The sequence below is a fragment of the Ancylobacter sp. WKF20 genome (assembly GCF_029760895.1).
GTDB lineage: Bacteria > Pseudomonadota > Alphaproteobacteria > Rhizobiales > Xanthobacteraceae > Ancylobacter.
Map to the genome: position 1 here is coordinate 4388301 of NZ_CP121679.1, position 15026 is coordinate 4403326.

At 68.0% G+C, this 15026-nt stretch carries 15 protein-coding genes and 1 tRNA gene; 10 read left to right on the forward strand and 6 right to left on the reverse strand.

All coding sequences use genetic code 11. The features are described 5' to 3' along the window. Positions 1-12: 12 nt before the first annotated feature. The 8 genes from AncyloWKF20_RS20230 to AncyloWKF20_RS20265 all read left to right on the forward strand — a co-directional run bounded on the left by AncyloWKF20_RS20230 (position 13) and on the right by AncyloWKF20_RS20265 (position 7456). On the forward strand, positions 13-969 hold the full coding sequence (locus tag AncyloWKF20_RS20230; RefSeq protein WP_279315738.1) for a DUF3445 domain-containing protein: 957 nt from the start codon (positions 13-15) through the stop codon (positions 967-969). 28 nt (positions 970-997) lie between these two features. Then, positions 998-1495 (forward strand): DUF6790 family protein, encoded by a 498-nt coding sequence (locus AncyloWKF20_RS20235; RefSeq protein WP_279315739.1) that lies wholly within the window; start codon positions 998-1000, stop codon positions 1493-1495. Between the two features lie 71 nt (positions 1496-1566). Next, positions 1567-2937: an AarF/ABC1/UbiB kinase family protein gene (locus tag AncyloWKF20_RS20240; RefSeq protein WP_279315740.1), complete on the forward strand. Its 1371-nt coding sequence runs from the start codon at positions 1567-1569 to the stop codon at positions 2935-2937. A gap of 135 nt (positions 2938-3072) precedes the next feature. After that, positions 3073-3366, forward strand: a complete 294-nt coding sequence (locus tag AncyloWKF20_RS20245; RefSeq protein WP_267583761.1) for an aa3-type cytochrome c oxidase subunit IV — start codon at positions 3073-3075, stop codon at positions 3364-3366. Positions 3367-3374: 8 nt separating this feature from the next. Further along, entirely contained in the window at positions 3375-4532 is a 1158-nt protein-coding gene (locus tag AncyloWKF20_RS20250; RefSeq protein ID WP_279315741.1) for a Re/Si-specific NAD(P)(+) transhydrogenase subunit alpha, read from the forward strand. A 308-nt stretch (positions 4533-4840) separates the two neighbouring features. After that, the gene (locus AncyloWKF20_RS20255; RefSeq protein ID WP_279314529.1) at positions 4841-5308 is read left to right on the forward strand and encodes a proton-translocating transhydrogenase family protein; all 468 of its coding nucleotides are present in this window, start codon (positions 4841-4843) and stop codon (positions 5306-5308) included. 10 nt (positions 5309-5318) lie between these two features. Then, positions 5319-6722, forward strand: a complete 1404-nt coding sequence (locus AncyloWKF20_RS20260; RefSeq protein ID WP_279314528.1) for an NAD(P)(+) transhydrogenase (Re/Si-specific) subunit beta — start codon at positions 5319-5321, stop codon at positions 6720-6722. Between the two features lie 266 nt (positions 6723-6988). Further along, on the forward strand, positions 6989-7456 hold the full coding sequence (locus tag AncyloWKF20_RS20265) for a CBS domain-containing protein (protein ID WP_279315742.1): 468 nt from the start codon (positions 6989-6991) through the stop codon (positions 7454-7456). Positions 7457-7527: 71 nt separating this feature from the next. Here AncyloWKF20_RS20265 and rpoH read toward each other — a convergent pair whose 3' ends face one another. Next, entirely contained in the window at positions 7528-8439 is a 912-nt protein-coding gene (gene rpoH, locus AncyloWKF20_RS20270; protein ID WP_267583756.1) for an RNA polymerase sigma factor RpoH, read from the reverse strand. Positions 8440-8600: 161 nt separating this feature from the next. Then, entirely contained in the window at positions 8601-9587 is a 987-nt protein-coding gene (locus tag AncyloWKF20_RS20275; protein WP_279318043.1) for an RluA family pseudouridine synthase, read from the reverse strand. Between the two features lie 104 nt (positions 9588-9691). On the opposite strand from AncyloWKF20_RS20275, the gene AncyloWKF20_RS20280 reads away from it, so the two are divergent. Then, positions 9692-9982, forward strand: coding sequence for a hypothetical protein (locus AncyloWKF20_RS20280; protein WP_267583754.1), 291 nt, complete (start codon positions 9692-9694; stop codon positions 9980-9982). A 103-nt stretch (positions 9983-10085) separates the two neighbouring features. Beyond that, positions 10086-10160: transfer RNA gene (locus AncyloWKF20_RS20285), tRNA-Glu, on the forward strand. A 220-nt stretch (positions 10161-10380) separates the two neighbouring features. Here AncyloWKF20_RS20285 and AncyloWKF20_RS20290 read toward each other — a convergent pair. The 4 genes from AncyloWKF20_RS20290 to dctP are packed head-to-tail and all read right to left on the reverse strand — an operon-like array spanning position 10381 to position 14961. Further along, positions 10381-11970 (reverse strand): gamma-glutamyltransferase family protein, encoded by a 1590-nt coding sequence (locus AncyloWKF20_RS20290; RefSeq protein ID WP_279315743.1) that lies wholly within the window; start codon positions 11968-11970, stop codon positions 10381-10383. Positions 11971-11982: 12 nt separating this feature from the next. After that, positions 11983-13308 (reverse strand): TRAP transporter large permease subunit, encoded by a 1326-nt coding sequence (locus AncyloWKF20_RS20295; protein WP_279315744.1) that lies wholly within the window; start codon positions 13306-13308, stop codon positions 11983-11985. Beyond that, positions 13298-13870 (reverse strand): TRAP transporter small permease subunit, encoded by a 573-nt coding sequence (locus AncyloWKF20_RS20300; RefSeq protein WP_279315745.1) that lies wholly within the window; start codon positions 13868-13870, stop codon positions 13298-13300. Before AncyloWKF20_RS20300 ends, AncyloWKF20_RS20295 begins: the two co-directional genes overlap by 11 nt. Then, positions 13867-14961 (reverse strand): TRAP transporter substrate-binding protein DctP, encoded by a 1095-nt coding sequence (gene dctP, locus AncyloWKF20_RS20305; RefSeq protein ID WP_279315746.1) that lies wholly within the window; start codon positions 14959-14961, stop codon positions 13867-13869. The genes AncyloWKF20_RS20300 and dctP overlap by 4 nt, the downstream gene beginning before the upstream one ends. Between the last annotated feature and the right edge of the window lie 65 nt (positions 14962-15026).

Genomic DNA, 15026 nt, shown 5'->3' on the forward strand with positions numbered 1-15026 from the left:
GACCTGTGCCCGATGACCCTCGCCAGCCCCACCGCCGATCTCGTGCCGGAAACCGCGCCTTATCTGCACGAGCCCTTCCCGCACACGCCCTTCGACGGCACGCGCAAGCCCTTCTCCATCGCGCTCGCCCCGCTCGACCTCGCCGAGTGGATCGAGCCCGACGCGAAGCTCGCCGCGACGCTGACCGAGCGCGCCGCGCTGATGCGTGACAAGCGCGATGTGGTGTTCCGCGCGGAGGCGGGGACGGAAGACGCGCAGCGCGAGGTGCTGGAGCTCTTGGTGGAGCACCTCACCCAGCGCTTCCCCGACCAGTACCGGCTGGAGGGCCGCCGGCTCGACGTGCTGGCGACGGGGGCGCGCTTTGATCTCGACGACCCCGCGCGGCTCCCGCTCGACACCGCCAGCCACATCGTCTCCGACGATCTCGTTCTGCTCATGCCGAGCGAGGGCGGCTACCGGCTGGTGGCGGCGGCGTTGTGCTTCCCCTCGGCCTGGTCGCTGGCGGAGAAGTTCGGCCTCACCATGGACGGGGTGCATGAGAAGGTGCCGGGCTATCCGACCAAGCTCGCCCGCGTGATGAACCGCATCTTCGAGAATCTGAAGGTCGACCAGCCGGTGTGGCGGGTGAACTGGTCGATCTACCCGGACGCGGCGCTGCACCACCCTGAATCGAAGGAGCGCCCGCGCGCCTGGTTCGACGACCCCGCCAATCTCGCGCCCGAAGCCTTTGTGCGCGTCGAGCGCCAGACGCTGCGCCGCCTGCCGCAGACCGGGGCGCTGCTCTTCACCATCCGCATCCATGTCGACCCGTTCGACGCCTTCCGCCGCCACCCGGAAGGCCGCGCGCTCGCCGCCTCGCTGCGCGAGCAGATCCTGGCGCTCGACCCGGACCAGCTCGCCTACAAGGCGCTGACCGAGCATCGCGATGCGGTGGCGCGGGCACTGGAGATGATCGCTACAGCCGGCTAAGCTCACCCTTCCGTTAAGGGAGGGGCGCATGGTCTTCTGGTTTCCGCTGCTGTTCTGGGCCGCCGCCCTTCTGGTCGCCGGGGTGATGATCGGGCGCGGCCCGCGTCCCATCACCCTCGCCCGCATCCTCGAGCAGCTGCTGCGCTGGATCCTCGTCTTCCCCGCCGGCCTCATGGGGCTATGGGCGTTCTCCGGCCATGTCTTCGTGCCCGATCAGGTCGCCGCCTCCATTGGCTGGGCGCCGAGCCCGTTCCAGTTCGAGGTCGGCATGGCCAATCTCGGCATCGGTCTTGCCGCGCTGATCGGCGCCTTCCTCGGCTCGCCGGGCTTCCGCGCGGCGGTGGGGGTGATGATGCTCGGCTTCCTCGGTGGGGCGGGTGTCGGCCATCTCATCCAGATCAGCGACACCGGCAACATGGCCGCCGGCAATGCCGGGCCGATCCTCTACACCGATTTCGCCACGCCGCTGGCGGTGCTCGGCCTCTTGCTGATCCAGCGCCTCTTGGTGCGCGTACCGAAGGCGTGATCCGCGGGACGTGATCTCTGCTTGCGTCCGGCCGGGCACGCCCTATCTGCTGGGCACCCAGCGAGGCCCTCTTGTCCGATCATCCTGACACGCCCCACGACCGCGAAGGCAACCGCCTCGCCGCCCGCGCCGCCCGTTACGCCCGCGTCGGCACCCGCGTCGGCGGGGTCGCCGCGCGCATCGCCGGCACCCGCCTGTTCGGCCTCGACGACAAGACCGGCAACGCCGCCGCGCTCGCCGCCGCGCTGGGCGGGCTCAAAGGGCCGATCATGAAGGTCGCCCAGCTCATGGCGACCATCCCCGACGCGCTGCCGCCGGAATATGCCGCCGAGCTCGCCACGCTGCAGAGCCAGGCGCCGCCCATGGGCTGGGCCTTCGTCAAGCGCCGCATGATGGCCGAGCTCGGGCCGGACTGGATGTCCCGCTTCCGTGAGTTCGGCAAGGAGCCCGCCGCCGCCGCCTCGCTCGGCCAGGTGCACCGCGCGGTGAGCCTCGAGGGCGCCGCGCTCGCCTGCAAGCTGCAATACCCGGACATGCAGTCCGCCGTGGAGGCCGATCTGCGCCAGCTCGGCGTCGTCCTCGCCATTCATCGCCGCATGGACCCGGCCATCGACACCAGCGAGATCGCGCAGGAAATCGGCGCCCGCGTGCGCGAGGAGCTGGACTACAAGCGCGAGGCCGCCCATGCCGGCCTCTATGCCGAGATCCTCAAGGGGCATCCCACGGTGCGCGTGCCGCGCGTCCACCCGTCGCTCTCCACCGGCCGCCTGCTGACGATGGACTGGCTGGACGGCCGGCGCATGCTCGATTTCGTCGATCACGGGCTGGAGGAGCGCAACCGCCTGGCGCGCGCCATGTTCACCGCCTGGTGGCTGCCCTTCGCCCGCTTCGGCGTCATCCATGGCGACCCGCATCTGGGCAATTACACCGTGTTCGAGGAGGAGGGGGCGCCCGCCGGCATCAACCTCTTGGATTATGGCTGCATCCGCGTCTTCCCACCCAGTTTCGTCGGCGCGGTGGTCGATCTCTATCGCGGTCTGCAAGAGGGCGACGAAGCCCGCATCGTCCATGCCTATGAGACTTGGGGCTTCCGCGGCCTCAAGCGCGATCTGATCGAGGTGCTCAACATCTGGGCCCGCTTCATCTATGGCCCGCTGCTCGATGACCGCGTGCGCACCATCGCCGATGGCGTCTCGCCCGGCGAATATGGCCGGCGCGAGGCCTTCCGCGTGCATCAGGCGCTGAAGGAAAAGGGCCCGGTCAAGGTGCCCCGCGAATTCGTCTTCATGGACCGCGCCGCCATCGGCCTTGGCGGGGTGTTCCTGCATCTGAAGGCCGAGATGAACTTCCACGCGCTGTTCGAGGAAGCCATTGCCGGCTTCGATGTGGAGGAGGTCGCCGCGCGTCAGGCCGCCGCGCTCGGCCGCGCCGGCCTCGCCTGAGGCCCTCTGTCCCACCCCCTCCGTCTCGCCTCACCTGCGCGGTTTTTGCCGGAGCCGCGACGGCAGGTGCCGTTGCCGCTGCCCCCGTCTTCCGCTAAAGCGGAGGACCACATCATTCTTTGGGAGGGGGTCGACATGGCCGATCACGGAGCGCCCGAATACGCCACCGCCACGGGCAACGACTATGGCGCGCATAAGGGCACCTACCACTTCTTCGTGAAGTTCACGCTGGTGAGCACCGTCGCCCTGTGCTGCTTCATGATCGCCTTCGCGATTGGCGGCGTGAACGGCCATTGGGGTCTGTTCACCCTCGGCACGCTGGCGTCCTGCGCCGTCGCCGCCATCGGCCTCGCCTCGGAGAACGGCCAGCCCAAGCTGCTGTTCGGCCTGCTCGGCCTGCTGCTCCTGACGCTGATCATCACCTCCTGAGCTGAAACATGCGTATCACGATTGTCAAAGAGAGCTCTGCTGGGGAGCCACGGGTTTCGGCGTCTTTGGAGACGGTGAAGCGTTTTGTTGGTCTGGGTGCGGAGGTTGTGGTTGCGTCGGGGGCGGGGCTCGCTTCGGGCGTGAGCGATGCGGAGTTTTCCGGCGCCGGGGCGAGCATTGCGGCGGATAATGCGGCGGCGGTGGCCGGCGCGGATGTCGTGCTGGCGGTGCGCCGGCCGGAGGCGGCGGCGCTCAAGGGCGTGAAGCCCGGCGCGCTGGTGATCGCCATCGCCGACCCCTATGGCAACGAGGCGGCTCTTGCCGAGATCGCGGCGACGGGCGCCAGCCTGTTCGCCATGGAGCTGATGCCGCGCATTACCCGCGCGCAGGTGATGGACGTGCTGTCCTCGCAGGCGAACCTTGCCGGCTACCGCGCGGTGATCGACGCCTCCGCCGAGTTCGGCCGGGCCTTCCCGATGATGATGACGGCGGCCGGCACGGTGCCGGCGGCGCGCGTCTTCGTCATGGGCGCGGGGGTCGCGGGCCTTCAGGCGATCGCCACCGCCCGGCGCCTCGGCGCGGTGGTGTCGGCGACCGATGTGCGCCCGGCGGCGAAGGAACAGGTCGAGTCTCTCGGGGCGAAGTTCATCGCGGTCGAGGACGAGGAGTTCAAGCAGGCCGAGACGGCGGGCGGCTACGCCAAGCAGATGTCGGCGGAGTATCAGGCGAAGCAAGCGGCGCTGACGGCGAGCCACATCGCCAAGCAGGACATCGTCATCACCACGGCGCTGATCCCCGGCCGTCCGGCCCCCAAGCTGGTGTCGGCCGAGATGGTCGCGGCGATGAAGGCGGGCTCGGTGATCGTCGACCTCGCGGTGGAGCGCGGCGGCAATGTGGTCGGCGCGGTGCCGGGCGAAGTCGTGACGACCGACAATGGCGTCAAGATCGTCGGCCATCTCAACGTGCCCGGGCGCCTCGCGGCGACCGCCTCGCAGCTCTACGCCAAGAACCTCTACGCCTTCGTCGAGACGCTGATCGACAAGGGGTCGAAGGCCCTTGCCGTGAAGTGGGACGACGAGCTGGTGAAGGCGACGCTGCTGACCAAGGACGGGGCCATCGTGCACCCGAACTTCAAGCCGGCCGAGGCGGCCGCGAGCGCGGCCTGACCGCGCCGGCCTCTCCCAACCAGCCTTTGTCATCCCCGGGCTTGACCCGGGGATCCAGCCGGCCCGACGGGGCGACGCCGCAGGACGGTGCGCCCGGTCGTGGATCCCCGGGTCAAGCCCGGGGATGACGGCGAGAGGGCGGGGATGACGGCCGGGAGGGGCGCAGGACCGCCGAGCGACACGACATCCGGGCGGTTGCGCCCATACGACCAACATCCGGGCGGTTGCGCCCGGCACCTTCAGGGGACAGGCCGGTCGCGGCGCGGCAGACACCGCGACCCGGCGTCGAGGCTTCAGGGGATTAGGACATGGCCAATCCGGTAGCGGGCGATCCGATCGCCCAGAACGCGGTGGAGGGCGCGCGCACCGCCGCGGAAGTGGCGCGGCAGGCGGCGGAGGCGGCGCAGGCCTATGCGGACGCGGCGGCCCAGCATTATGCGGAGATCGCGGGGAACGCGGCGCACGCCTTGTCGGGCGGGGCGATCGACCCCTTCGTGTTCCGCCTCGCCATCTTCGTGCTGGCGGTGTTCGTCGGCTATTACGTGGTGTGGTCGGTGACGCCCGCGCTGCACACGCCGCTGATGAGCGTGACCAACGCCATCTCCTCGGTGATCGTGGTCGGCGCGCTCCTGGCGGTCGGCGTCGACACGGTGGCGGAAGGCACGGGCTGGGCGCGGGGCTTCGGCTTCCTCGGCCTCATTCTGGCGGCGGTGAACATCTTCGGCGGGTTCCTGGTGACCAGCCGCATGCTCGCCATGTACTCGAAGAAGAAGTGAGGGCGCCCCGATGAACGCCAATATCGTCGCGCTGCTCTACCTCGTCTCGGGCGTCCTGTTCATCATGGCGCTGCGCGGGCTCTCCAGCCCGGCCACCTCGCGCCAGGGCAACCTGTTCGGCATGGTCGGCATGACCATCGCCATCCTGACGACGCTCGCGGCCTCGCCGCCGGCGGGTCTGGGCGGCTGGGCGCTGGTGATCGGCGGCCTCGCCATTGGCGGCGGCGCCGGCGCCTATATCGCCAAGAACATCGCCATGACGCAGATGCCGCAGCTGGTCGCGGCCTTCCACTCGCTGGTGGGTCTGGCCGCGGTGATGGTGGCGGCGGCCGCGCTCTACGCGCCGGAAGCCTTCAACATCGGCCTGCCCGGCGAGATCCACGCCCAGGCGCTGATCGAGATGAGCCTCGGTGTCGCCATCGGCGCCATCACCTTTACCGGTTCGGTGATCGCCTTCGCCAAGCTCAACGGCAATATGAGCGGCAAGCCGATCCTGCTGCCGGCCCGCCACTTCATCAACATCGCGCTGGCCGCGCTGATCGTGGTGCTGATCGGCGTGCTCACCGTGACCGAGAGCCACACCGTGTTCTGGCTGATCGTCATCGCCAGCCTGATCTTCGGCGGCCTCCTGATCATCCCGATCGGCGGGGCGGACATGCCGGTCGTCGTCTCGATGCTGAACTCCTACTCCGGCTGGGCGGCGGCGGGCATCGGCTTCACGCTTGGCAACACGGCGCTGATCATCACCGGCGCGCTGGTCGGCTCCTCCGGCGCGATCCTGTCCTACATCATGTGCAAGGGCATGAACCGCAGCTTCGTCTCGGTGATCCTCGGCGGCTTCGGCGGCGACGCCGCGGCAGGCCCGGCGGGCGCGGTCGAGACGCGGCCGGTCAAGCAGGGCTCGGCGGAGGACGCGGCCTTCATCATGAAGAACGCGGCCAAGGTCATCATCGTGCCCGGCTACGGCATGGCGGTCGCGCAGGCGCAGCACGCGCTGCGCGAGATGGCGGACCGGCTGAAGGACGAGGGCGTCGAGGTGAAGTACGCCATCCACCCGGTGGCGGGCCGCATGCCCGGGCACATGAACGTGCTGCTGGCCGAGGCCAACGTGCCCTATGACGAGGTGTTCGAGCTCGAGGACATCAACTCGGAGTTCGCTCAAGCCGACGTCGCCTTCGTCATCGGCGCCAATGACGTGACCAACCCGGCGGCGAAGACCGACCCGACCTCGGCGATCTACGGCATGCCGATCCTGGACGTGGAAAAGGCCAAGACCGTGCTGTTCATCAAGCGCGGCATGGCGGCCGGCTATGCGGGCGTGGAGAACGAGCTGTTCTTCCGCGACAACACCATGATGCTCTTCGCCGACGCCAAGAAGATGGTCGAGGATATCGTCAAGAACCTCGGCCATTGAGCAAGGCTGGACGCATCGGCCAGTGGCGACACACACTGGCCTGATCGTCCACCTGACTGCACTGACACGCCACGCTGAAAACACCGAAAAGGCCGGGCCCCCGCCCGGCCTTTTTGCTGCGCGGCGCCGCCTCCCTGACGCAGCGGCACTCCGTGCTGCGCTGCCGCGACTCTTTTGATTGACGCAAAGGTGTAATGCATACCAGACTTCGACTTAAGACTAGGACGTGACCAGCCGCCGTGATCCCGAACCCTTGAGGAAACGCCATGCTCGTCGCCGATCTGATGAAGCTGAAAAGCGCCCGCGTGCCGACCATCCGCATGACGGAAACCATTGAAATGGCAGCGACTTTGCTCAACCGCGAGCGCATCGGCGCGGTCGTGGTGAAGGACGCCTGCGGCTCGGAGGGTGTCACCGTCGTCGGAATCTTCTCCGAGCGCGACGTGGTCCGCGCCGTCGCCGAGAAGGGCCTGGCGGCGCTGAAGACCCCGGTCGCCGACCTCATGTCGCGCAACATGATCTCCTGCACCATGGAGGACAGCGTCGACCATGTCCGCGCGCTGATGGACACCCATCATGTCCGCCATCTGCCGGTGCTGCAGGAGCACCAGCTGGTCGGCGTGCTCAGCATCCGCGACATCCTCTCCCACGACGTCCGCCGCGCCGCGGTGCTGGCCGATGCGTCCGCCGCGCATCTTGCGCCGCTCGCGGCGGGCGACGCGCTGCCGGCGTAAGTCACTCATCGCGCAATAAAAAAACCGCCCGGCTTGTACCGGGCGGTTGGTCGTTTTGGTGAGGCCCCGGCTCAGAAAGCGGGCGAATGGTCCTGCCGCATCGGCGCGGCTTCCATCTGGTGCACGCGGTCGATCACCGCCTTCTGCACCTTCTCGAAGGCCCGCACCTCGATCTGCCGCACGCGCTCGCGCGACACGCCGAACTCGGCGGCGAGGTCTTCCAGCGTCATCGGATCGTCCGACAGGCGCCGGGCCTCGAAGATGCGGCGCTCGCGGTCATTGAGCACCGAGAGGGCGCCCGACAGCGCGCTGCGCCGGTTGTCCATCTCCTCATGCTCGACCAGCGAAGTCTCCTGATCCTCGCGATCATCCTGCAGCCAGTCCTGCCATTCACCCCCACCGTCCAGATCGCCCCGCAACGGCGCATTCAGCGACGCGTCGCCGGACAGGCGGCGGTTCATGTCGATCACGTCCTGCTCGGTGACGCCGAGCTTGGTGGCGATCTGCTGCACCTGGTCGGGGCGCAGGTCGCCTTCCTCCAGAGCGGAAATCTGGCTCTTCGCCTTGCGAAGATTGAAGAAAAGCTTCTTCTGCGCCGCCGTCGTGCCCATCTTCACGAGGCTCCACGACCGCAGTATGTACTCCTGGATCGAGGCCTTGATCCACCACATGGCGTAGGTCGCGAGGCGGAAGCCCTTCTCGGGCTCGAACCGCTTCACCGCCTGCATGAGGCCGACATTGCCTTCGGAGATGACTTCGGAAATCGGCAGGCCGTAGCCGCGATAGCCCATGGCGATCTTCGCCACGAGACGCAGATGGCTGGTGACCAGCTTGTGCGCGGCATCGGGGTCCTCATGCTCGCGCCAACGCTTGGCGAGCATGTACTCCTCCTGCGGCTCCAGCATCGGAAAACGCCGGATCTCCGCGAGATAATGCGACAGGCCGCCCTCGGTCGACGGCAGGCTCATCGTGGAACGGGCCATAATGCACCCTCCTTCTTCTCGGTCCCCGTCATTGGGCGACCGCCTGCGGCCGCTGACGCCAACCGCAACGCTATCATAGCAGGACCGGAGCGGTTTTGCGAAAGCGCAACGCGACGACCGGTCACGAAGCGTTGAGTGGGCGTCACTGCTTGTACGGGCCATCAGCCCTCGGAGATCAACGCCGCGTGGAGGGCCGCGAGTTCCGCCGGAAGCGGGCTCTCGAAGCTGAGAAAGGCGCCCGTGCGCGGGTGCTCGAAGCCGAGGCGGGCGGCATGAAGCGCTTGACGCCCAAGGCTTTCCAGCTGTTCCCGCGCCACTAGGCCGAGCCGGTTGGCCTTGGTGCGCTGGCCCCCGCCATAAACCGCGTCGCCCAGCAGCGCATGGCCGATATGGGCCATGTGCACGCGGATCTGATGGGTGCGCCCGGTTTCCAATCGGCACTCCACCAGCGCGGCGAGCGGGCGGCCCTCGCGGTCATCGAAGCTCTCGAGCCGCGTCCAATGGGTGATGGCAAAACGCCCGCTGGCCCGCACGGCGATGCGCTCGCGCGCCACCGGATGACGGCCGAGCGGCGCATCGACCGTGCCGCTCGGCAGTTCCGGCGTGCCCCAGACGAAGGCGAGATAGGCCCGCTCCAGCGGGCCGGTGCGCCCATGGTCGGCGAATTGCGCGGCAAGTGCCTGATGCGCCCGGTCGTTCTTGGCGACCACGAGAAGGCCCGACGTGTCCTTGTCGAGCCGGTGGACGATCCCCGGCCGGCGCACCCCGCCAATGCCGGAAAGGCTGGCGCCGCAATGATGCAGCAGGGCGTTGACCAGCGTGCTGTCCGGGTTGCCCGGTGCCGGGTGGACAACCATCCCCGCCGGCTTGTCGATGACGATGAGGTCCTCGTCCTCATGGACGATGACGAGGGGAATATCCTGCGCCACCGGTTCCGCCGGCTCGGCCGGCGGCACCTCGACGGTGAAGCGGGCGCCGGTGCTCACCTTGGCCGAACCGCCACTGAGCGGGCGGCCGTCGCGGCTCACCCGGCCGTCGGCGATGAGGGCCTGGAGCCGCGTGCGGCTGAGGTCGGGAAGATGCCGGGCGAGCACGCGATCGAGCCGCAGGCCTTCATCCTCGGGCCCGGCGGTGATATCGACGCGCATCGCCACCTCGGCGGCGACCTCGTCCCCCTCGTCCAACAACTCGTCCGGTGCCAATGACTTCTCCTGTTTCAGACGACGACAAGCTCGATCCGGCGCAGGAGCGCGTGCTGCGCAAGCTGCGCGGCTTCGCGGCCGTTTCCGGCCTGCTCATGGGCTTCGGCTTTCTCGCCCTCTTCGGGGCTATCGGATACAGGGTCGTGGTCGGTTGGAAAAGCACGCCGTCCGAATTCACCGGCATGATCCAGTTGCCGAAGGGCGCCGAGGTGCGGTCCGCTGTGATTTCCGGCGATCTGATCGCGGTGACCCTGACCCGCGAAGGCCGGGTAGAGACCCGCTTCTTCGACCTCGCCACCCGCGCCCCGCGCGGCGCCATCGGCTTTGCCAGCGAGCCGTGATGCCGGGCCTGTTATCCCCAGCCCGCCGACAAAATGCGCCAGCCGGGCACGAGGCGCCTTGATCCAGCGGCCGAATGGCTCTAATAGACCGCCCTGCCTAGATGCGCCCATCGTCTAGCGGTCAGGACGTCGCCCTCTCACGGCGAAAACCGGGGTTCGATTCCCCGTGGGCGCGCCAGCATCTCGGATTGTACATCTCCGGTCCGATGTCGTTGCAGAATGCAACTGCGGTAGATATTCGTCGTCACTGTAGATGCAGCACTGCCGGAATTCGCTGGCTACCGGCGACATGGCGCTGTCATGATCGCGTTGGCGCACGTGACAGCAAACGCCACCGCCTGCTTGACGCGAACGATCCCCTGAAGCACTCGACACTCGTTTGATGAGCTTCAGACCGGTCAAAATCCCATCGCGGCCCCATCACTGCGGGGGTCTCCCGCGCCTTCGAGCGTGGCGTCGGGGCGGCGGACGATGGCGCCGGCATGGCCCATCATCGCGTCGAAGGCGGGTACCGTCTCCACATCGTGCCCAGCGTGGCGCAGGGCGGCGATGAGGTCCGGCGGGAAGCGATCCTCGAGCTTGAGCGTCACGGTCTCCGCCCCCCAGGTCCGGCCGAGCAGCCAGCGCGGGGCGGTGATCGCCGCCTGAAGCTCCTGCCCGAACAGGCCGTAGCGCGAGAACAGCGCCGCCTGGGTTTGCGGCTGTCCCTCGCCGCCCATCGTGCCATAGACCATGTGCCGGCCATCCGCGAAGCTCGCCATGGCGGGGTTCAGCGTATGGAAGGGCTTGCGGCCGGGCGCAAGAACGCGCGGCCCGTTTCCTGTCAGCGCAAAACTTGAGCCGCGATTTTGCCAGACGATGCCGGTCTGCGGCAGCACGACGCCGGAGCCGAACTCGAAATAGATGCTCTGGATGAAGCTGGCCGCGAGGCCGGTGCCGTCGATGGCGCCGAGCCAGACTGTATCGCCGGCGGAAGGCGGCGCCGGCCAGGACAGCGCCCGCGCTGGGTCGATGCGCTCCGCCAGGCTATCGAGCACGCCGTCGGTTAGGAAAGCGCGCGGGTCTTCGCTCATCGCATCGGGGTCGCCGACCACGCGGTCGCGCACGAGGAACGCCTGCTTGGTCGCCTCGATGAGCCCATGCAGATGGGCGAAGCCTTCTGCCTCCCGCACGCCGAGCCGGCTGAAAATCCCGAGGATCATCAGCGAGGCCAGCCCCTGTGTCGGCGGCGGGAAGTTGAATAGCCGGATGCCGGGCAGGTCGACATGCAGCGGGGTGACGCGCGTGGCATGGCAGGCGGAGAGATCATCGAGCGTCACCGGTGCGCCGGCGGCAGCCAGATCATGGGCGATGTCGCGGGCGAGCGGGCCACGGTAGAAGCTCTCCGTGCCCTCGCGGCCGAGCCGCTCCAGCGTCTCGCCCAGCGCGGGCAGCCTCATCGTCGCGCCGGTGGCCGGTGCGGCGCCGTCCGCGAGAAAGACATCGGTAAAGCCCGATATATCAGCGAGTTCCGGCAGCTTGTCGGCGGTGAGCTGGCTCTGGCTGGCCGTTACGGCGAAGCCGTTGCGGGCGTGCCAGACCGCATCCTCCAGAAGGCGGGCGAGCGGCAGGCGGCCGCCGCGTTCAACGCTCACCCGCAGCGCCTCGCCCCAACCGGCAACGGTGCCAGCCGTCGTGTTGGCGGCCAGAGGTCCACGCTGCGGGATCGCCGTCAGGCCCGCTTTCGCGTAGAGCTCGGGTGTCGCGGCCGTGGCGGCGCGGCTGCAGGCATCAATGCCGACCGGGGTTTCGCCCGGCGCGCCGATCAGCCAGAAGCCATCGCCGCCAATCGCCGTCATGTGCGGGTAGACAACCGCCAGGGCGGCGGCCATGGCCACCGTGGCCTCGACCGCATTGCCGCCCTCGCGCAGCACGCGCAGCCCCGCCTCGCTCGCCAGATGATGCGGCGAGGTCACCATGCCCCGGCGGGCACGCACCGTGTTCAGCATGTCACGCGCTCTCTACCAGCCGATCGCCGTGGGCAGCCAGGTGGCCACCGTGGGGAAGGTGAAGACGAGAGCGACCGCGATCAGCTGCAGCGCGATGAAGGGCACCACGCCGCGATAGATGTCGGCGGTGCGCACCTCGGGCGGGGCGACGCCCCGCAGGTAGAACAGCGCCCAGCCGAAGGGAGGCGTGAGGAACGACGTCTGAAGCACGGTGGCGATTAGCGCCGCCGCCCAAACGAGATCCACGCCGGCGTTCTGCATCAGCGGCAGGAACATCGGCACCACGATGTAGCTGATCTCGATCCACTCGATGAAGAAACCGAGCACGAAGATAATCAGCAGCATGAAGATCAGGATGCCGTCCGTCCCGCCGGGAACCAGCGCGAAGGCATCATGCACCAGCCGCTCGCCGCCGAGGCCACGGAAGGACAGCGCGAAGACCTGCGAGCAGATCAGCACGAAGAACATCATGGCGGTGATGCGGGCGGTGGATTGCACCGTGTCCACCAGCGTCTTCAGCGTGAACCGGCCGGCGACCGCGGCGACCAGGATGGAGCCGAGCGCGCCCATGCTGGCGGCTTCCGTCGGCGCGGCGATGCCGCCAATGATCGAGCCGAGCACCGCCAGCACCAGGCCGATCGGCGGCAGGCCCACCTTCAGCGCCTTCAGCCACAGCTCCTTGCGCGGCATGGCCCGCCGCTCCTCGAGCGGAATGGCGGGCACCTTGTCCGGCCAGATGATGCCGACGGCGAGCATGTAGACACAGAAGATGCCGGTCAGAAGCAGGCCCGGCATCAGCGCGGCCGCGAACAGCGTGCCGACCGACTCGCCGAGAATGTCCGCCAGCAGGATGAGGATGGTCGAGGGCGGGATCAGTTGGCCGAGCGTGCCGGAGGCGCAGATGGCCCCGCAGGACAGACTCTTGTCATAGCCGCGCCGCAGCAGCGTCGGCAGGGTGAGCAGGCCGAGCGTGACGATGGTGGCGCCGACAATGCCGGTGGTCGCGCCCATCATCATCCCGACCAGAATGATGCCGAGCCCCATGCCGCCGCGCAAGCCGCCGGAGAGATGGCCGATCACCTCCATCAGCTCGTCGGCGAGGCGCGACTTCTCCAGCATCACGCCCATGAAGACGAAAAGCGGGATGGCGATGAGCGTGTAATTGGCCGTGACGCCGTAGATGCGCGCCGGCAGCAGGCTGAACAGCGTCGTGCCGAAGCCGAGCCAGCCGAAAAAGAAGCCACTGATCGCCAGGGTGAGCGCCACCGGCACGCCCACGAACAGCATGACGAAGAAAGACGCGATGCAGGCGATCGCCAAAATTTCATTATAGGGCATTGGCGGAAACCTGCTCCGGCGGCTGCGCCGGTGGAGTGCTGACCGGGGAAAGAAGGGCGGCGAGCGCGCGGGCCGTCGCGGCGAGACTCTGCAGCAGCAGCAGCGCGAAACCCGCGGGAATCATCGCCTTGAGGATGAAGCGGTAGGGCAGACCGCCGGGGTCGGGCGAGCCCTCGCTGATCCGGTAGGACTGGGCCACATAGCGCCAGGACAGGAGGATGATGATGACCGAGAGAGCCACGACCGCGAGGGCCGAGAACAGGTCGATCCCCTGCTGCACGCGCGGCGGCAACCGTGCGAACAGGATGTCCACCCGCACATGGCCTTCATGTTTGATGGTGTAGGCGATGCACAGCAGGGTAAGCGGCGACATCAGGTGCCACTCCAGCTCCTGCATGGCCACCGAGCCGGTGTTGAAGGCGTAGCGCATCAGCACATTGCCGGCCATGACGAGGACGAGCGCGAAGCCCGTCCACGCCGCGAGCCAGCCACAGGCCTCGACGATCACGTCGAGGCCACGGGCGAATTTTTCAAGCATGGCGTTCACGGAGATTGAACTCATGAGCCCTTGCGGATCTGCGTCTGATAGACGGCTTCCGAGAGCCCGGCCCACTGGCTGTGCTCGGCGGCGAACTTGCTGAAGGAGTCGTAGACCTTCTTCACCTTCGGATCGGCAGCGGCCATGCCGTCGAGCGTGGTCTTGGTGACCTCGCGCAGCTTGTCGACCACCGCGGCGGGGTAGGGCGCGGCGATCACGCCCTGGTTCTTCACGAGATCGGTCATCGCCTCGCCATTGGTCGCCTCGCACCAGGTGTGGCTGAGCACATTGCAGGCCATGGCGGCGGCGCGGACGATCTCCTTGAGATCATCCGGCAGGCTTTCCCACGCGGCCTTGTTGATGACGAGCTCGGTGACGTTGCTCGGCTCGTGCCAGCCGGTGGTGTAGTAGTACTTGGCCGCCTTCTGCAGGCCGAGGCGCCGGTCCTGATAGGGGCCGACGAATTCGGCCGCGTCGATCACGCCGCGCTCCAGCGCCGGGAAGATCTCGCCGCCGGGCAGCAGCTTCACATCGACGCCGAGCTGCGCATAGACCTTCCCGGCAAGGCCGGGAATTCGCATCTTCAGGCCCTTGAAGTCCTCGACCTTCTCGATCGGCTTGCGGAACCAGCCGGACATCTGCACGCCGGTATTGCCGAGCGGCATCGGCACCAGGTTGAAGGGCTCGTAAAGCTCCTCCCACAGCTTGAGGCCGCCGCCGTGATAGATCCAGGCGTTCTGGCCCTGGAAGTTCAGGCCGAAGGGCACGCAGGTGAAGAACTGCGCCGCCGGCACCTTGCCGGCCCAGAAATAGGAGTTGGCGGCGTTCATCTCGACCGTGCCGGAGGACACCGCGTCGAAGCCTTCCAGCGCCGGGATCAGTTCACCCGCGGCGAAATGCTGGATGGTCAGCCGTCCGCCGGACATCTTGCCGACGAGGTCGCAGAAATAGGTCGGGCTGCCGGGCCCGGTGACATAGAAGGGCGCCCCCGGACCATAGGCGTTGGTCATCTTCCAGCTGAAGCTCTGCTGGGCGCGCGCGACATGCGGCGCGGCAATGGTGGCGACGGCGGCCGTACCGGCGAGACCGGCGCCCAGGAATCCACGACGATCCATTGTTGTTCCCCTTGTCCGGATGGCGCCACATGCGGCGCCGTGATCGGGCGCCACTAAGCCGGTGC

What these genes read in the sequence shown, in the direction of transcription:
- AncyloWKF20_RS20295 (WP_279315744.1), bottom strand. Translation starts at nt 13,308, where the DNA reads ATGCCCTATAATGAAATTTTGGCGATCGCCTGCATCGCGTCTTTCTTC.
- AncyloWKF20_RS20300 (WP_279315745.1), bottom strand. Translation starts at nt 13,870, where the DNA reads ATGAGTTCAATCTCCGTGAACGCCATGCTTGAAAAATTCGCCCGTGGC.
- AncyloWKF20_RS20230 (WP_279315738.1), top strand. Translation starts at nt 13, where the DNA reads ATGACCCTCGCCAGCCCCACCGCCGATCTCGTGCCGGAAACCGCGCCT.
- AncyloWKF20_RS20290 (WP_279315743.1), bottom strand. Translation starts at nt 11,970, where the DNA reads ATGCTGAACACGGTGCGTGCCCGCCGGGGCATGGTGACCTCGCCGCAT.
- dctP (WP_279315746.1), bottom strand. Translation starts at nt 14,961, where the DNA reads ATGGATCGTCGTGGATTCCTGGGCGCCGGTCTCGCCGGTACGGCCGCC.
- AncyloWKF20_RS20265 (WP_279315742.1), top strand. Translation starts at nt 6,989, where the DNA reads ATGCTCGTCGCCGATCTGATGAAGCTGAAAAGCGCCCGCGTGCCGACC.
- AncyloWKF20_RS20255 (WP_279314529.1), top strand. Translation starts at nt 4,841, where the DNA reads ATGGCCAATCCGGTAGCGGGCGATCCGATCGCCCAGAACGCGGTGGAG.
- rpoH (WP_267583756.1), bottom strand. Translation starts at nt 8,439, where the DNA reads ATGGCCCGTTCCACGATGAGCCTGCCGTCGACCGAGGGCGGCCTGTCG.
- AncyloWKF20_RS20245 (WP_267583761.1), top strand. Translation starts at nt 3,073, where the DNA reads ATGGCCGATCACGGAGCGCCCGAATACGCCACCGCCACGGGCAACGAC.
- AncyloWKF20_RS20250 (WP_279315741.1), top strand. Translation starts at nt 3,375, where the DNA reads ATGCGTATCACGATTGTCAAAGAGAGCTCTGCTGGGGAGCCACGGGTT.
- AncyloWKF20_RS20275 (WP_279318043.1), bottom strand. Translation starts at nt 9,587, where the DNA reads ATGCGCGTCGATATCACCGCCGGGCCCGAGGATGAAGGCCTGCGGCTC.
- AncyloWKF20_RS20235 (WP_279315739.1), top strand. Translation starts at nt 998, where the DNA reads ATGGTCTTCTGGTTTCCGCTGCTGTTCTGGGCCGCCGCCCTTCTGGTC.
- AncyloWKF20_RS20260 (WP_279314528.1), top strand. Translation starts at nt 5,319, where the DNA reads ATGAACGCCAATATCGTCGCGCTGCTCTACCTCGTCTCGGGCGTCCTG.